Source organism: Micromonospora sp. RV43, assembly GCF_001029515.1.
In the GTDB taxonomy this organism is placed as follows: domain Bacteria; phylum Actinomycetota; class Actinomycetes; order Mycobacteriales; family Micromonosporaceae; genus Micromonospora; species Micromonospora aurantiaca.
The window spans coordinates 1-15,435 of record NZ_LEKG01000065.1 but is presented as its reverse complement, the minus strand read 5'-3'; the positions used below and the strand labels follow the sequence as shown (position 1 = coordinate 15,435).

Below are 15,435 nucleotides of genomic sequence, written 5' to 3'. Positions count from 1 at the left end.
GCTGGGTGGTGGTGTAGTGGATGTTAAGGGTCTAAGCGACGACCGGTGCCAGGGCCTGGAGGACAAGTTGGTGCATTGCCGCCAGGCGGCCGGGAACGGCGGGGCGCCGCGGTCGCGGATGACCGAGGGGATCGTGCAGGTGGTCAATGGCTGGCTGGCGCGGCGGCCGGGGAACAGCCAGGGGCATCACGATTCGTGGCGGTGCGCATGTTGGTGCGCTGGCCACGTAGTGCCAGCAGTAGTCCGGCGACGGGTTCCGGGACCGGCACCGGCGGGTCACCCAACCGGAGCAGGACGTCGAAGCCGATGGCATTGATGTCGTCGATGGTCAGGCGCATTATACGGCCGAGCGGTTGGGCGTAGAGCAGCAGAAGGATCGCGGCGACGCGGGCGCGCAGCTCGGCGTCATCGGTGATCAGCTTGGGGACTGCCTAATATTCGCGTCAGATCGAATAGCGACGGTTGTAGTTCCCAGCCCAATAGCAACGGCCACGGAAAGTAGCTATCCGACCCTGCGCTGACCTGGCCTTGTAGCAGGGACCCGGCGACAGTCGATTAGGAGATCTCACCAGTCGCCCCAGAAGCGCCTGTCACGTAACCGGGGCCGGCGCTTTCGTCGTGAGCTGCCCAGTGAACGGCAAGCAGTCAGAGGCTGACGCTATTGACGGCGTGGTAAGTGACCCAATGGCCCTCGCTGTCAGCAGGGGTCCGGCCGCACTGACACGGCTCGCTAGTAGCCCGGTACAGCAGCTCCAGCCGACCGAACCGGTCACGGGCCTGGTAGAAGGCCTCCCTCAGCTCCACATCGTAGATCTGAGCCCGTTTCATGGCATCGCGGATCACCGGCCATGAGTCGTCGGGCTCGCCCGGGTCTTCCAACGGCAGCTCAGAGATGTAAATGTCCAGCGTCGCACCCGCCTGGAGCCCTGCGTGCGTAACCGGCGTTGCCCCGGACCCGTTGACGAGGTGCGTACCCGCCACCCAGTAATCGTGCCGGCCGTTGTTCGAGACCTCCGCGTAAATCCCCCCGCCATGCCTGTCTTGCCGCCAGACGAACTCCACGGAGACATCGGGGCCCAACTCGTCGTGGTGCCGCGCCGACTCGATAGTGGAGATCTTCTGCGCCTCGCGCGCCGAGACGTCCGCCGCCTTCGCCGCCCGGTCCGCAGCATCGACGGCCTGTTGGGACGTCGTGAGAGCCGAAGCCGCGATCTCCGCCGAGCGTTCCGACGCAAGCGCGGAACGGCGGCTCAGTTTCCAGGACAGCACCCCGAAGACCACGCCACCCACCACGCCTACGGTGCCACCGACAGCGCCGAGTACATCAGTCCAGGCAGGACCGTCCCCCGCCGCGGATAAGAGCAGGTCAGTCACAGCACGTGAGCGTATCGCGAGGTTACGACAAATACAGAGCAGCCGAGCTGCACTGGCGATCGTGATTGCGGGCCGTGTACGACGACCCCAACGAGATCGACGTCGCCAACGCCGTCCTGCGCCGGGCCCGCCGAGATCAACAGCAGCACGGCACCGGCGAGGCCCGCACTGCAGATCAATGGATCGAGAGGAGGGCTCTCCAGCAACGGATCGTAACGACTGGGTGCCTAGAATGCCCGAATACGTCATCGTTGGAAGGCGGTCTCACCAGTCGGGCGGGCCACACGGGACGCGCCCGGTGACGGGCGAGGGTGCTGCCGGGGCCGACATCATCTTCTCCGACGTCGATACCCGCGCAGACCGGCCAGAGCTCGGAGGGCCGTTTGCAGATCGCTCAATCTGAGGAGCATCGACGGCGCCTCAAGCACCGATCGGTGGGCTCCACGGCACCATCCGCTTCAGGCCGTTCCACGATCCGCCGACCCCACGCCGCCCTGGGGTTGAACAGCGTCACTAAGCTGCCAAATTTACGCACGCTGCGCGATGAAGGGAGGGCGCAGTGTACCTAGGGGAGCTGGGCCTGTTTGGGTTCCGCGCGTTCGCTGACGCGCGGATCCGGCTCCGGCGTGGGGTGACGGTGCTCCTAGGCGAGAACAGCGCCGGCAAGTCGGGCGCGACCGACGCGTTGCGCATGCTTACCGAGCCCTTGGATGGCCGGCGGTCGTTGTGGGCCGACGATAGTGACGTGTGCCGTACCGGCGACCACGCGAGCTTCACACTGCGGATGACGCTGCGCGGCACGGCCTTCGAACTCGCCCCGTACAGCGACGCCTTCGCCCCGTCGCCACGCACCGACGAAACGGAAGCACGTTACGCGCTAACCTACGAGCCCCCCGGCGCGGCGGAGACCCGTGGTCGGATGAGCTGGACCGCCGGCAGCGGCGCTGTCGCCGACGACCCCGACCCGGGGGCGCGTAGCCGGCTGCGGCACGTGTATCTACCTCCGCTGCGGGACGCCGCCCGCGAGCTGGGCCCGGCCGGCAGTTCCCGAATCCGAGCAATCGTCGAGCGGATGCTCGCCGACGAGGCCTTCGTCGACGAGGTCGGCGACCGCCACGACCGAACGCGTTTCCAGATTGAGGTCGGTGAGCACCTGCGCCGCATCGAACTCAATCCTGTACTGGTCCGTGCGTCGCAGAAGGTCAACGAGCCGTTGGCCGAGCTGACCAGCGGGGCGCACGAACACATCACCGACCTCGGCTACGGTCGCGCGGACCTCACCAGCTTGGTTCGCGGGTTACGGATGCGGATGGCGGACGCTGGAGTGGAGCCACGGGACCTCGCCGAGTCAGGCATGGGCTACGCCAACCTAGCCTTCATCGCGACCGTACTGACCCACTTACACGCCGCAGCCCAGGCGGATCTCACGCTCCTGCTGGTAGAAGAGCCTGAGGCGCACCTGCATCCTCAGCTGCAAGCCGTCTTGCTGGACTACCTGGCCCGCACCGCGCGGGACTCCCAAAGCACAACCGGCAACGGGTGGCTCGGCCGAATCCAGGTCGTTGTGACCACGCACGCGCCGCTGCTGGCCGCCCACACCGACGTCGACGACATCGTCGTGCTCCAACGCCGCTCCGGCACCGCCCCCCAGAAGGCCACCGGCGACCCGCCGGGCCGTGCAGCCCCGGTAAGCTTCACCGCCTCCGCGGTGGCAGTCGCCGAGCTCGGCCTGGACGCCGCCGACACTGCACGCGTCAACCGGTACCTCGATGCCACCCGCAGCAGCATGCTCTTCGGCCCGCGCACCATCCTGGTCGAGGGCATCGCCGAGGCGCTCCTGCTCCCAGCGATGGCCCGCACCCTGTTCACCGGCCGGGACTGGACTCGCTTCGTCGGCTCGACCATCGTCGCGATCGACGGCGTCGACTTCGGCCCCTATCTGCGGATGCTCCTGACCATGACGCCGTCGGGTCGCATCGCAAACCGAGTCGCGGTGCTGACCGACACCGACCCCGGCAAGCGTCACGACCCCGTCGGAGCCCTTCGCCGGCTGATTTACACTCTGGGCGCCACCGACTCCGCAGCCGTATTCGCTTCACCCAGCACCCTCGAACCCGAGCTGCTCGAGGCCGGCAACACTGCCTTCTGGCCGGCATGGTCGGCGCAGCGCCCCACCGCCGGGCCCCGGCTGAAGGCACGCGTCGACGCCGCCGCCGACGCCGACGAGCGGGCCCGCATCCTCATCGCCGCCATGAAGAAGACACGCCTGCGCAAGGGCGACTTCGCGCAGAACTTCCTGGATCACACCACCACCGGCGGCCATGCGTTGCAGGTACCGGCCTACATCCGCGAGGCCCTGACCTGGCTGGTGGCACCACTGCCATGACGACACCCTCGACCGTGCTCCCCACTGGCGAAGGACTGCAACGGCACCGGGCGAAAGCCGCCGCCCAGCAGGACGCCGTCGTGACCGCCGCCGCTCCCCGCGCCGTCGTGGCCTGCCCCGGCGCAGGAAAGACCCGCACCATCGTCAACCGGCACTGCGCCACACCACGCAACCAGCCGATCGGGCGCGCCATCACCTCCTTCACCAAGGTCGCCGCGGCGCAGATTCGCGCCCGCGCCCACGAACTCGGCCGCCCCGACCTCCTGCAGCACCCCCACGCGATCATGACCTTGGACGGATTCTTCTGGCGCTTCCTCGTCCGGCCGTTCCTACCGCCACCCGAGGACGCCAATCGCCCACCGTTCCGGCGGCTGGAGAGCTGGCGCAACGCGCCACGCCAACTGCGCCAAATCGACTACCTGCCCGACCCCACCAATCCCCGCCAACGACACACCTTCGACCTCGCAGAGTTCCAGTTCCGCTACCCAGGCCAGCTCGCCGCACCGATCGCGACCCTGACCGGCCGCGCCCGTAGCGAAGGCGGCCGCCGCCACCTCAGCGACGAGCAGATCGCGACCGTGTGCCGCCTCGCCGAGCAGCAGCGCACCCGACTGGCCAACGACTATCGGCTTTTCACCGGCGAAGAGACCCGCCGCGCGGCCGACCGCAACCTGGCCAACCACGCACATCTCCTCGGGCAGACCCTTCCCGCCCGGTTCAGCGAACTCATCGTCGACGAAGCCCAGGACTGCTCCGACGTCGATGTAAACCTGCTACTGGCCATCCAAGAGCTGGGCCTTCCCACCCTTGTCATCGCCGACCCGGACCAGGCCATCTACGGCTTCCGCAGCCCCGGCCCGCCCGCGATCAATCGCCTGCTCGATCACATGTCGACGGTCGAGCTGACCGGCAACTGGCGCTCCTCCAGCACCGTGTGCCGCCTCGCCGCAACCATGCGCGCTGACCCACGCCGGCGAACCCCCGATACCGCCCTCGCCGACCACCACGACGCCGAGCTGCCCATCCACCTCATCCCCCTCGACGGCGGAAAGGAGTTGTCGACCTTCGACGACGTCGCCACACGGGCCGGCATCCCCCCAACCCGTCGCCTCGTCCTCGCCCACGCCGCCGCGACGCTGCCCGGCGTCGGCGCCGACCCCCGACGACCACCAGCCAACCCCACCAGCGCGCTGGCATGGGCGGTCGCGATGCTCCGCCAGGCGGCTCCGGACCAACGCACACGGGCCCTGGCTGAGCAGATCCTCCAAGCCGGGCTGGTGCGCTACTGGATGCCCGACGCCGATTACATCGCAGCCACCGACCGCCACAACACCTATGGAATCGACCCGTACCACCTGCGCCGCCTCGCCGCCCACGCGCTCGATGAGCTACCCGACCTCTCCCTGCCCGCCGGCGAATGGTGCGCCGCCGCCCGCCGCATCCTCAGTACGCTGCGGCCTTCGCCCGACAGCGCCACGCCCGCAGGAACGACCCTCACCTGCCCACCGGGCAAGAGCACCAAGACCGCAGCATCGCTCGCCGGCGTGCCCACAACCGCTGTCGCCGAGCAGACAGTCCGCACCGACACGGTGCACCAAGTCAAAGGCGAAGAAGCCGACGCCGTTCTGATGCTCCTCCCGGACGACGGCCGCACCAACCACTTGCTCACCACTTGGACCGCCGACGCGATCACCGCACCCGCCGGAGCAGGCCCCGCCCCGCACGAGGCCGCCGAAGCCCTGCGCGTGCTCTACGTCGCCGTCACCCGCGCCCGCCGACTCGCCGCACTTGCCCTCCCGGCCCAACACATCACCGCGATCGCCCAGTTCCTCACCAGCCGTCACGTACCCACAAACGTGACTACCTGAGGGCGTCATCATTCAACGGATCATCGGCGTCGCGTGCTGGCCCCGATGCCGCGCAGGGCACTCTTCGTACACCACTGGCCCTGGCCGCCTCATCCTCGTCACCCGGGGCGAGGCCGTAGCGCTCAAGAACTCGGGAAAGCTGATACGACTGAAGCGGATACAGAGCGTCGGTAATCGCCTGACGCAGCTCGTGGACGGGCACGCGTACCGTCACCATCGCAGCGTGTTCCCAACGGTCGGATACCGATCGGCGCGAAGATCATCGAGGGCTGGGGTAGCTCTACTTGGGCAGGTACAGGCGGCCGCCAAGGTACTGCCCAACCGTCGGCGCCTGGCGCACTGGCCAGGTCGTCAGTGCCGCAACGCCGCCGGGTACGCCGAGGCGGGCCAACGCGCGATCGAGCCAGGCCGGTTCCTCGGCGCACATCTCGGTAATCAAGGCGTACTGTCCGGGCACGCATAGCCGGCGGTGCACGACAATGCTTTCTCGAACCAGGGAGCCAGGCATCGTCCGGCGGAAGGCCGCGCCGCGGTGGTGGGTCTCGGTGGCGTCGTCGAGCAGCCCGTCGAAGCGCATCTCGCCAGAAGTCAGCACGACACCGAGCACGTGTGGATGGGCGTCGAATAGCGGATCGAGGGCCTGCTGGAGCACCTTGACCTTCTGAGGCAGTGGATCACGGGCGAAGGCCGTCAGAGGCCACACCGCCCCTGCGTCTTCCAGCCACAGCCAGGCCGCTCCTGCGGACTGAGTCTTGATGGCCTTCTTCATGAGCGCTTGCAGCAGACGATGGCCTTCGTCGCCCTCCCACAGCGGCCCGGTGATCTGCGTGCCGGTCGGCGCCGGGCCAGGTCGGGCGGTCAACGTCGCACCATCGACGACAACCTCGATCGGAACTCCGGTCGCCGATACTTCGGCGGCTGCCGCGTCCACGGCGTTCTTCCACTGAAGGTCGGGTTCTGTAGGCAGTTCGCCATCCCAGTGCACCTCGTGGCGGACTTCCAGCACCCCGAGATGCGCCATGGCATCATCGATCCACCGGCTGTGGGCACGGAAATCCTGGCCCGGGCCCAGCGCCCGTACCTCGACAAACACGTCACTGTCGGCGCGTACCGCCCGCAAGTCCCCAGGCCCGCCCTGTGGCTTTACCGGCTCAAGCGTTAGCCGCGCACCCGCTTGGCTAGCGAGGACCGCCAGCCGGGCCAAGGCGATGTGATGGCGGAATTCCTCGGCCGCCGGGTTGGCGCGCAGGTTCTTCCGTACCTGGCCGATGCCTTGGACCCGGGCGTCGACCAGGACCTGCAGACGAGCCCACAACCCGATCGCGGCGACGAACGCCGGCGCGCCCAGCAGCGAGGCGAAGTAGGGCACCATCGTCGGTCCGGTCGTGCCTGGTCCGGGATGGTTGGCGTGGTGCAGCCAGCCAGGTCCGAAGAATGCGGTTAAGTCCGTGATCGCTCGGCTCGCAACTTCGTGGCCGAGCGGCGTCAGGTACTCCGCCTCGGCGGGGTCGCCGATGGCGACCGCCCAGTCCAATTGTCGGCGGCCGGCCTCGACGTCACGCCACGCATCGTTCACTTCCCTAGCTTCCCCTGCAGCTTCCCCTGCCTCGCCATCACTCCCTCCTACACCGCGCCCTCAGCGGCCGTCGGCCGAGCCTGCGCCTGACAGATCAGCCGGTACCGCCCCGCCGGCTAGCCCGTGTCTCGCTGAGCAGTTTCCGAGCAACCTGGAGATCGTCCCGGAGGGACGCAAGCTGTACACCTCGCCCCGCTGTCGGCGTCGGACAGGAGGACCCCTACTGCACTCCGAAGTTCTCCACCAGGCGCTCCAGGCTCATGAGGCTGTCACCCCTCTGCACTCAGGCGTGCACGTTGACATCTTTGTGCTTGTCGGCGACCGCTACAGGTTTCCGAGACTCCGTGCAGTCGTCAGTCGACGAGGTAGTGGGCTTCGATGTAGGCGACGGTGGAGTCATACGGCTCCCCCACCGGCTTCAACATGTACCGGCGGAAGACCGCGGCGGTGGCGCGGCGGACGCCTCGGTTGCGAGCGTCTGCGTTGTCCCATGATTGGGCGAGGGTTCGGGTGACCACCTGGTCGATCTCCTCTGCCAGGTTCCTCTCCGTGACAGTGAGGCCGGGCGGTGCGTGGTCGTGGATGATCCGCGACAGGACGCCTACGTGGTCGTCGTCCAGCACGACGACGGCTTCGTCGGGGTGTTTCTCGGCGTTGACGATGGCGCGGGCGATCCGGAGTGCTTCGGCCAGGAAGTCCAGGGCGTCCTGGGCGTCCTGGATGATCCGGTCCCGCAGCTGCCTAATCCGTTCCGCGAGGGCGGTGTACTTCGCGGACCCTGGTTCGACGCCCTTTTCGAGGGCGGCCTTGATGTGGTCGAGGATCTCCGCCGCTGAGGGGGGTGTCTTGTCCTCGCCGTCGTCCTTGCCGGGCTTGGGACGGACGAGGGCCATCAACTCTTTGAGGACGGCGATGCCCTGGGCGTCCAGGACGAGGGCTTCTTCCTGGGAGGCGACCACCGAGAAGGAGTGGACGTGGGCGTTGATGATCTCCAGGACCATCGGCCCCAGCTCGGCCAGCCGTTCCTTCCTCTCGTCGTCGGAGGACTTCTTGAACAGGGTCGTGTACACGGACCCGAACAGCCCGAAGCCGTCCCGGTACTTGGCAATTCGCTTGTCGGCGTTGATGAGCGGGTACAGGCGGGCCAGGAGCCGGTAGTCCTTGGAGAACACCTCGGCGGCACCGGGGTTGGCGTCCAGGAAGACGTTGATGGCCCGCACGGACTCGTAGCCGTGGACCGTGAGGTCCAGGTCGTCCACGTCCGCGAGGAGGTCTTCGATGCGGGCGAAGGTGGTGCGGAACTCGGTAACCAGCTCGGACACGTCGGCGACGAAACCGCCGCCCTTTCCGGTCCCCTCCGCGGTGGGGTCGACGACGGCCCGCTGGACCTCCTCGGCCAAGCCGATGTAGTCAACCACCACGCCGCAGGTCTTCACGAACCCGGTCGGGGACACCCAGGTGCGGTTCGGGCGGGTGATCGCCTGGAACAAGGTGTGGGCCTTGAGCGGCTTGTCCAGGTAGAGGACGCCCTCATTCGGGGCGTCGAACCCGGTCATCAGCTTCGCGGTGACCACCAGGAAGCACAGAGGGTCGTCCGGGGTGAGGAACCGCCGCTTCTGCTCCTCCTCTTCGGCCTCCGAGAGCTGGTACGGCCGCATGGCGCGGTCTTCGTCCTTGGAGTCCGAGACGGAGATGTTCACCTCGGCAGCGATCCTGGTGTGCTTACCGACCTCGGCGAGCACCTGTGAGGCCTCGAAGCCGGCCAGCAGCTCGTTGATCTTGTCCGTGTACGCGACGGCTAGCTCGCGGTTGTAGGCGACGACCTGGGCCTTGAGGCCGTTGCGGTAGGCGCCGGCCAGGTAGTGGTCGACGATGTCCTGGCAGACCGTGTGGATGCGGTCGGGGTTGGCGAACACCGAGGTGAGGCGCCCGAACTTGCGGGACAGGGCCTCGCGGTCGGGGTCGTCGAGGTCGAAGTCGTCGGCGAACTGGTCGAACTCAGCCTGCAACTCCTGGTCGTTCATTTCGAAGGAGACCGGGTGCGGGTCCAGCATGACCGGGACCGTCGCCTCGTCCAGCAGAGACCGGGACACCGAGTACCGGTGCAGCACCCTGCCCGGGTCGGTCTCCTCGCCGAAGAGGGCGAAGGTGTCAGTGGCGAGGTTCCTGACGGGGGTGCCGGTCATGCCGAAGAACTTCGCGTGCGGCAATGCTTCGCGCATCTGCTCGGCCAGGGACTTCGACTTGACGAGCAGCATCCCTCCTTCCCGGCTGACGGCCTGGGTGCGGTGCGCCTCGTCGACCAGCACGATGATGTTGCTCCGGGTCGACAGGTCCTTGCCAGCGTCGGCGAACTTGTGAATGGTCGTGGAGATGACGCCACGCACGTCGTCGGCCAGCAGGGAACGCAACTCCTGGCTGGTGGCGGGCTGGTGGAAGTATGCGTGCCCCATCGCGGAGGTGAACACGCCGGAGGTCTGCCGGACGAGCTGAGTTCGGTCCGAGAGCAGGATGATCGTGGGTGACTCGGTGCGGATGTCGGCCAGCAGCAGTGAGGCGGCGAACACCATCAGCAGCGTCTTCCCGGAGCCTTGGTGGTGCCAGATCAGGCCCTTCGACCCGTCCTCCAGGACGCGCTCGTGGATCAGGTGCGCGGCCTCCATCTGCGGGTAGCGGGGCAGATACTTCTTGTCCACTCCACCACCAGAGGTGTCGAAGAGGGCGAAGTTCTCCAGCATGTCCAGGACGGTGGCCGGGTTGAGAAGCAGCTCGACGGAGCGCTGCACGTCGGCCTGGCCGGACAGTTTCTCGTCGTCGGCGGTGGACCGGAACGGCTGCCACAGGTTCAGGGGCGCGCCAACGGCACCGAACCGCAACTTCAGCCCGTCGGAGGCAACGGCGAAGACGTTGGGGGTGAAGAACCACGGGTACTCGGTGGCGTACACGTCGTTGATCTCGCGGGCGGCGTCAGCCCACCCGGACTTCGCGGTCGGCGACTTCACCTCGACCACCACCAGCGGCAGCCCGTTGACCCAGAACACGAGGTCGAACCGGCGAGAGGTCTTGCCGGGAACGGTGATGGTCACCTCGTCCGACACGACCAGCGTGTTGGCGGTCGGGTGCTGGAAGTCGATGACCTTCAGGGCGTGCCACGCGCCGTCGGCGTCCCGGAACTCCTTATGCCCGCGCAGCAGGCGTAGCACCTGCTCGTTGGCCCGCACCAGCCCGCCTTCAACAGCGTTCACCGTGGCGATGATCTCCTCGACCACCGCGTCCACGTCGAACCCGTCGATCACCCCAGGATTGAGCCGAATGATGGCGTCCCGCAGTTGGGCAGCGACCACCGTCTGCGTCGTCTCACGCGGCAGCGACCTGCCCGCTGTGAAACGCCAGCCCATCGGGAGCGACCACTGGATTACCAGGTTCTGGAACTCGCGCTCTCGAATGCCCTTCGCCACGGCTCAAGCCTCCAGTTTGGCAGCCTCGATGTCGATGGTGCGGTCGAGCAGTCCGGACAGCAGGGCCGCCCGGACTTCACGGAGACGGGAGGCCTCTGTGCGAGTCGCCTGCAAGGCCGACTCCATCGCGTCAAGTTCCACCGCAATCTCGCGTTGGCGGTCGAGTGACGGCAGGTGCACGGCCATGCCCTTCGCCCGCTTGGCGCTGATGTGCTTAATGTTGGTGCCCCCCGCGACGTCGAGGAAGGCCCTGGACTCGTAGGCCCACATGCTCCAGTGGAAGACAAACTCAGGGATGCAGATCCCGTCGAGCGCCCGGAGACGGAGCAGGGTCATCTGGGTGCAGACAGGTGCTGGCAGCTCGTCCCGCCACATGGCGGGCATCCCGACGGCATTCGCGCTTGCGCTTCCCTCGGACACCAAAACGTCGCCGTAGCGAAGGCCGAACTTCTCGCGCTCCGCAGGGTCGTAGTTCATCTCGAGCACGTCGGACAGGTCGAGTGTCCCGTAGCCGACGTTCGCAGAACGGAGGTAGGGCGTCATGTAGGGGCCGGTCGCCCTGTCGGGTGTCCGGCGCACACCGGTAGAGAAGTCGAAGGCGTGCTCGGCCCTCACGGCTTCAACCGAATCGTCGGTGATGAGGTCGGCTCGTCGGCGACGCAGAACCCCTGTGAGCGCCCCTGCCTCGGCGTCGAGCGCGGTGATCTGGTCGTCCACCGCACCGATGACCTCGACGATCCGCTCTTGTATGGGTGTGGGCGGCAGGGTGACCGTGGCGGCGTAGAACTCGTTCAGGCGGACGTTCAGCAGACCGTGGGCACGCGCACCCTCCCGCAGCATGCCAGCGAGCGAGCCAAAGAACTGGTCCGAGTTGAGGGCAAGCTCCAGGTACTCGGGAAGCGCAGCCCCGTCCTTGGCCTCGAACACGAAGTACAGCGGGGAGACGATGCCCGCCTCGTCGCTGAGGTTACGAGCCACCGTGCCGTAGGCGGCAGACTTCGACGTGCTCTTGTTGTAGACGAACTGCCCCGGCGCGACAACGTAGTAGCCCGAGGTGTCCTTGCTGGCGACCTTCTTGGTGAAGAACGATTCCTGCGCGATCAGCCCGTGTTCAGCGGAGACGGTCAAGACTTTCTCGTTGGTCCCGTCCACGTTCTTGGTCGTGACGCGCGTGGCGACCTCCGACAGCGAGACCCGCCGCCAGTCACTCATCGAAGCCCTCGATCCCAGCGGCAGCCAAGACGGCGAGCATGCGCTGCTCGGTCTTCTGGCGCTCAGCTCGGGCGATGTTGTAGGCATCGATGAGGGTGCCGAGGTCTTCCTGCTCCGCGGCGGCCTGCTTGATGTAGCGCCCGATGTTGAGGTCGTATCCGTTCGCCGCGATCTCCGTGGCGGGAACGAATCGTGCCGCGAGTTCGCCGTCGCCGTCGGGGTCGACCGGGCTGCCGGCGGAATCGAACTTCGAGTGATAGGCGGTCACCACATCAGCGATGTCCGCCTCGGTCAGGACGTTGCGGTTCTTGGCCTTAATGAACCGCTTGGAGGCGTCGATGAACAGCACCCCGTCCCGGCGCTCTTCAACCTTGGTGCCGGGGGCACGGAACACGAGGATGCAGGTCGGGATGGCAGTCGAATAGAAGAGGTTCGCAGGCAGGCCGATGACCGCTTCGAGTAGGTCGTCGTCCAGGACGCGCTGGCGGATGGCTGCTTCCTGGCCGCCGCGGAAGAGGACGCCGTGGGGCAAGACGACGCCGGCGCGCCCCTTCTTCGGGTCCATCGACGCGATCATGTGCTGTACGAACGCCCAGTCGGCCGACGACTGCGGAGCGACACCGCCGATGGCGCGCGGGTCCTTGGTCCAGGGCTTCCACTTCAGGCTGTAGGGCGGGTTGGCGACGATCACATGGAACTGTGCGATGGACCCGTCGGGCTTCTTGAAGCGCGGGTCCTTCAGGGTGTCGCCGACCTCGACCTGGAACTGGGTGAGGTTGTGCATGAAGAGGTTCATGCGTGCCACACCCGCAGTGTCTGCTACGGCCTCCTGCCCGTACAGGCGGAGCGTGTAGCCACGCTCGCCGTGAGCCTTCAGCAGGTTCGCGGAGGCGATGAGCATGCCTCCCGAACCGCAAGTCGGGTCGTACACCGACTCGAAGTTCTTGGGATCCAGGACCTCAACGATGAGCTCGACGACCTCGCGGGGGGTGAAGAACTGGCCGGCACGGGTGCCGGACCCGTCGGAGAACCGCTTCAGCAGGTACTCGTACGCCCCACCGAGCACGTCGTGGGACATGTTGCCCTCGTGCATCTTCGGGGTGCGGTCCATCGCCTGCATGACCGCCGCCAACACCTCACCCGACAGCACCTCTTCAGAGGTCCAAGTCATGGACCCGAACAGGCGGGAGAACTTGTCAGGGTTGGCTGTCTCAATGGCTTGCAGGGAGGCGCGGACCCGCTGGCCGAGCCCGGGTTGGGTGATGGTAGCGAGGATGGACGACCAGGAGGCGCGACGCTGCTGGACGGTGCCGGGGTGGATGAACGGGATCTCGAACGACTGGTAGTCGCGGTACTCGATCTCGTGGGCTTCCTCGGCGGAGAGGTCGTCCAGGCCCTCGTTGTCGTCCAGGAACTCCTGGTGGTGGTGCTCCCAGGTGTCCGACAGGTACTTCCAGAACATCAGCGGGAAGACGACCGAGGAGTATTGCGCTTCGGGCATCGCCACACGCAGCTCGTCGGCGGCGTCCCACAACCGGCTCTCGATCTCCTGCTGGGTCACTGCCATCAGTCGGGGTGTCCTTGCTCGTCAAAGGTGGCGACCCGAAGGGGATCGTCGGCCGATGGGGACGTTACAGCCGAGCCGATGAGACCGCCGTCCCGCAGTCGTCGTTCACGTTGGGCTACTTCGATATGCGTAGGTTGCGGCAACGGATGGCGCGACAGGTATGCCGCGCTCATGCGGCGGCCCTACCAACGGCAGTCATTGCCTCGCGGCCTCAGTAACCTTCAGGAACGGTTCAGCGAGCTACTGGTACTGGTAAACCTCGTGGAAGTCGAACCCGTGCGATCGAACCACTGAACGGCGTCGGCTGAGGGTGCTGCTCGACCGGCCACTGCTTGCCGGTGACGCCGACGGGCAGGGTGAGTTCCGCCTGATCGAAGCTCCCGTCGCGACGGCCGGGCAGCTCCTCGCGACCCGGGTGCATCCGAGCATCCGCCGCCACCTCTGGCAGTCAGCTGAACGGCTCATCCGTCGCTGGCCGGATCGCCACCGCCAATGACGAGTGACCGTCAAGGCCGCACTATCGGCCCGTGATCCCCGCGTGCGGGCACCTCCGATAGCCAGTTGCGCAAAGCTACCCAGATCGGTGTACGCGTACGGACCAACGGGTCCAATCGGGTACGCCTGAACGGGGTCTGCCTCTGATCTTGTGAGGCCATGTTCAGCTCGGTAAGAGGATGCGCTTGCGGAGCAGGTCAAAGTTGGCGCGGCCGTAGCCCATGTGCTTGATCAGCTTGGCTCTGGTGTTTGGCCCTCGACCTGGCCGGAGCTCCACGGGGCGGAGAGGCCGGCGACGACGGCGTCGTAGTCGTGGTGGAGTCTTCGGCGAACTGCCGCAGGTGGGCTAAGTCGTCCTGGCGGACCTGATCGAATTGGGTGTGCGGCGGCACCCGTCATGACCGATCCTTCGGCCGTGGCAAACTTCGACTCGTGTCCGAGACCCCCAAAGCGATCTTCGTCTACGGCAGTCTTCGCCGTGGCGAATTAGCCCACCGGCAGGTAGCGCCATTGGTGTCGCGGATTGAGCGTGCGGACATCACGGGCTATGGCCTTTACGTGCGCGACGGGCTTCCGTTCATCACCGAGGTCCGCGGTGGCTGCGTCCGAGGCGACCTGCTCACCGCGTCAACGATCGAGGGCGCCGACGACCTCCGGCACAAGGTTCAGAAGTACGAAGACGGCGCGCTGTACGTCGAACGGATGTTGAGGGCAAGGACCGAAACGGGGGATGAGGTCGACGCCTGGGTGTACGTCGGTCGTGGTCCAAGCAAGGGGAACCCGCAGCCACACGAGCAGCAATGGTCATCAGCCGACGATCCCTTGTTCCGTGGTGGACTGGACGGCATCTTCGCTATCGCCAAACGTCACTTTGAGAGCGTTAGGCCCATGCCCGCCGACATGGAGGGCTTTTGGGACGCCTTTCTCCCGATCCAGGGCACGTACCTCACGCTGTGTACAGTGCTCGAAAGGTACACCGCCCTCGTCTTCGGCCCGACTGTTGACCCGGGCGAACGGTTAAGTAGCCTCCGAAGCGATCGTGCCGCTGTTGACGCTATCGAGGCGGCGAAGCCGCCATCGATCGAGGTCAGCGACAGCCGACGCCCGCAGCAGCGACAGCGCGCTCCCGGTCGGAGTTCATTCGACGCCTGGTACCGGGTTCGAAGTAACCTCTCGCACCGCGGTAAGGCCACGTATACCGACTTCAGGCTTGTAGAACGAAGCATCGTTGGCCTCCACGACACACTGCGCCGGTTACTTGCCAGCCAATTACCTCTGACTGACGCGGCGCGGCAGAGATTCGCGGGCGACGACCGGATGCTAGCCTCAGCCCTTCATTAAGGGCGGGTCCATATAGTGGATCTTGAAAGGAAGATGCCTTCCGGCCTGGGAAGATAGGACTTGCTGAGGGTCTCATCTATCCCGGACGGAAGGCACCTGTCAGGTGAAGGCTACCGGAACACGCCCGAAGATCATCGTCAGCGGCGACGGACGTGGCG

At 66.6% G+C, this 15,435-nt stretch carries 10 protein-coding genes; 4 read left to right on the top strand and 6 right to left on the bottom strand.

Going from position 1 to position 15,435, the window contains the following annotated elements:
• Window positions 1-143: 143 nt before the first annotated feature.
• The gene (locus ABD52_RS40220; RefSeq protein ID WP_200905201.1) at window positions 144-338 is read right to left on the bottom strand and encodes a hypothetical protein; all 195 of its coding nucleotides are present in this window, start codon (window positions 336-338) and stop codon (window positions 144-146) included.
• 307 nt (window positions 339-645) lie between these two features.
• Window positions 646-1,374: a hypothetical protein gene (locus tag ABD52_RS17365; protein ID WP_152748260.1), complete on the bottom strand. Its 729-nt coding sequence runs from the start codon at window positions 1,372-1,374 to the stop codon at window positions 646-648.
• 559 nt (window positions 1,375-1,933) lie between these two features.
• On the opposite strand from ABD52_RS17365, the gene ABD52_RS17360 reads away from it, so the two are divergent.
• Window positions 1,934-3,760 (top strand): ATP-dependent endonuclease, encoded by a 1,827-nt coding sequence (locus tag ABD52_RS17360; RefSeq protein ID WP_082171319.1) that lies wholly within the window; start codon window positions 1,934-1,936, stop codon window positions 3,758-3,760.
• Window positions 3,757-5,628 carry a UvrD-helicase domain-containing protein gene (locus tag ABD52_RS17355; RefSeq protein WP_161801634.1) on the top strand — a complete coding sequence of 624 codons (1,872 nt, stop codon included), beginning with the start codon at window positions 3,757-3,759 and terminating at the stop codon, window positions 5,626-5,628. The genes ABD52_RS17360 and ABD52_RS17355 overlap by 4 nt, the downstream gene beginning before the upstream one ends.
• Before the next feature lie 280 nt (window positions 5,629-5,908).
• Here the strand turns inward: ABD52_RS17355 and ABD52_RS17350 are convergent, their stop codons facing one another.
• The 4 genes from ABD52_RS17350 to ABD52_RS17335 form a co-directional block, all read right to left on the bottom strand.
• Window positions 5,909-7,204 carry a hypothetical protein gene (locus ABD52_RS17350; protein ID WP_053065406.1) on the bottom strand — a complete coding sequence of 432 codons (1,296 nt, stop codon included), beginning with the start codon at window positions 7,202-7,204 and terminating at the stop codon, window positions 5,909-5,911.
• A 353-nt stretch (window positions 7,205-7,557) separates the two neighbouring features.
• On the bottom strand, window positions 7,558-10,662 hold the full coding sequence (locus ABD52_RS17345) for a type I restriction endonuclease subunit R (RefSeq protein WP_047892499.1): 3,105 nt from the start codon (window positions 10,660-10,662) through the stop codon (window positions 7,558-7,560).
• A gap of 3 nt (window positions 10,663-10,665) precedes the next feature.
• Entirely contained in the window at window positions 10,666-11,874 is a 1,209-nt protein-coding gene (locus ABD52_RS17340) for a restriction endonuclease subunit S (RefSeq protein ID WP_047892498.1), read from the bottom strand.
• Complete coding sequence (locus ABD52_RS17335; RefSeq protein WP_047892497.1) at window positions 11,867-13,441, bottom strand: class I SAM-dependent DNA methyltransferase; 1,575 nt, start codon at window positions 13,439-13,441, stop codon at window positions 11,867-11,869. Before ABD52_RS17335 ends, ABD52_RS17340 begins: the two co-directional genes overlap by 8 nt.
• A gap of 310 nt (window positions 13,442-13,751) precedes the next feature.
• Between ABD52_RS17335 and ABD52_RS17330 the strand changes: the two genes are divergently transcribed.
• Both ABD52_RS17330 and ABD52_RS17325 read left to right on the top strand, forming a co-directional pair.
• Window positions 13,752-13,937, top strand: coding sequence for a hypothetical protein (locus tag ABD52_RS17330; RefSeq protein ID WP_047892496.1), 186 nt, complete (start codon window positions 13,752-13,754; stop codon window positions 13,935-13,937).
• Window positions 13,938-14,368: 431 nt separating this feature from the next.
• Window positions 14,369-15,277: a gamma-glutamylcyclotransferase family protein gene (locus ABD52_RS17325; RefSeq protein WP_161801633.1), complete on the top strand. Its 909-nt coding sequence runs from the start codon at window positions 14,369-14,371 to the stop codon at window positions 15,275-15,277.
• Window positions 15,278-15,435: the final 158 nt, after the last annotated feature.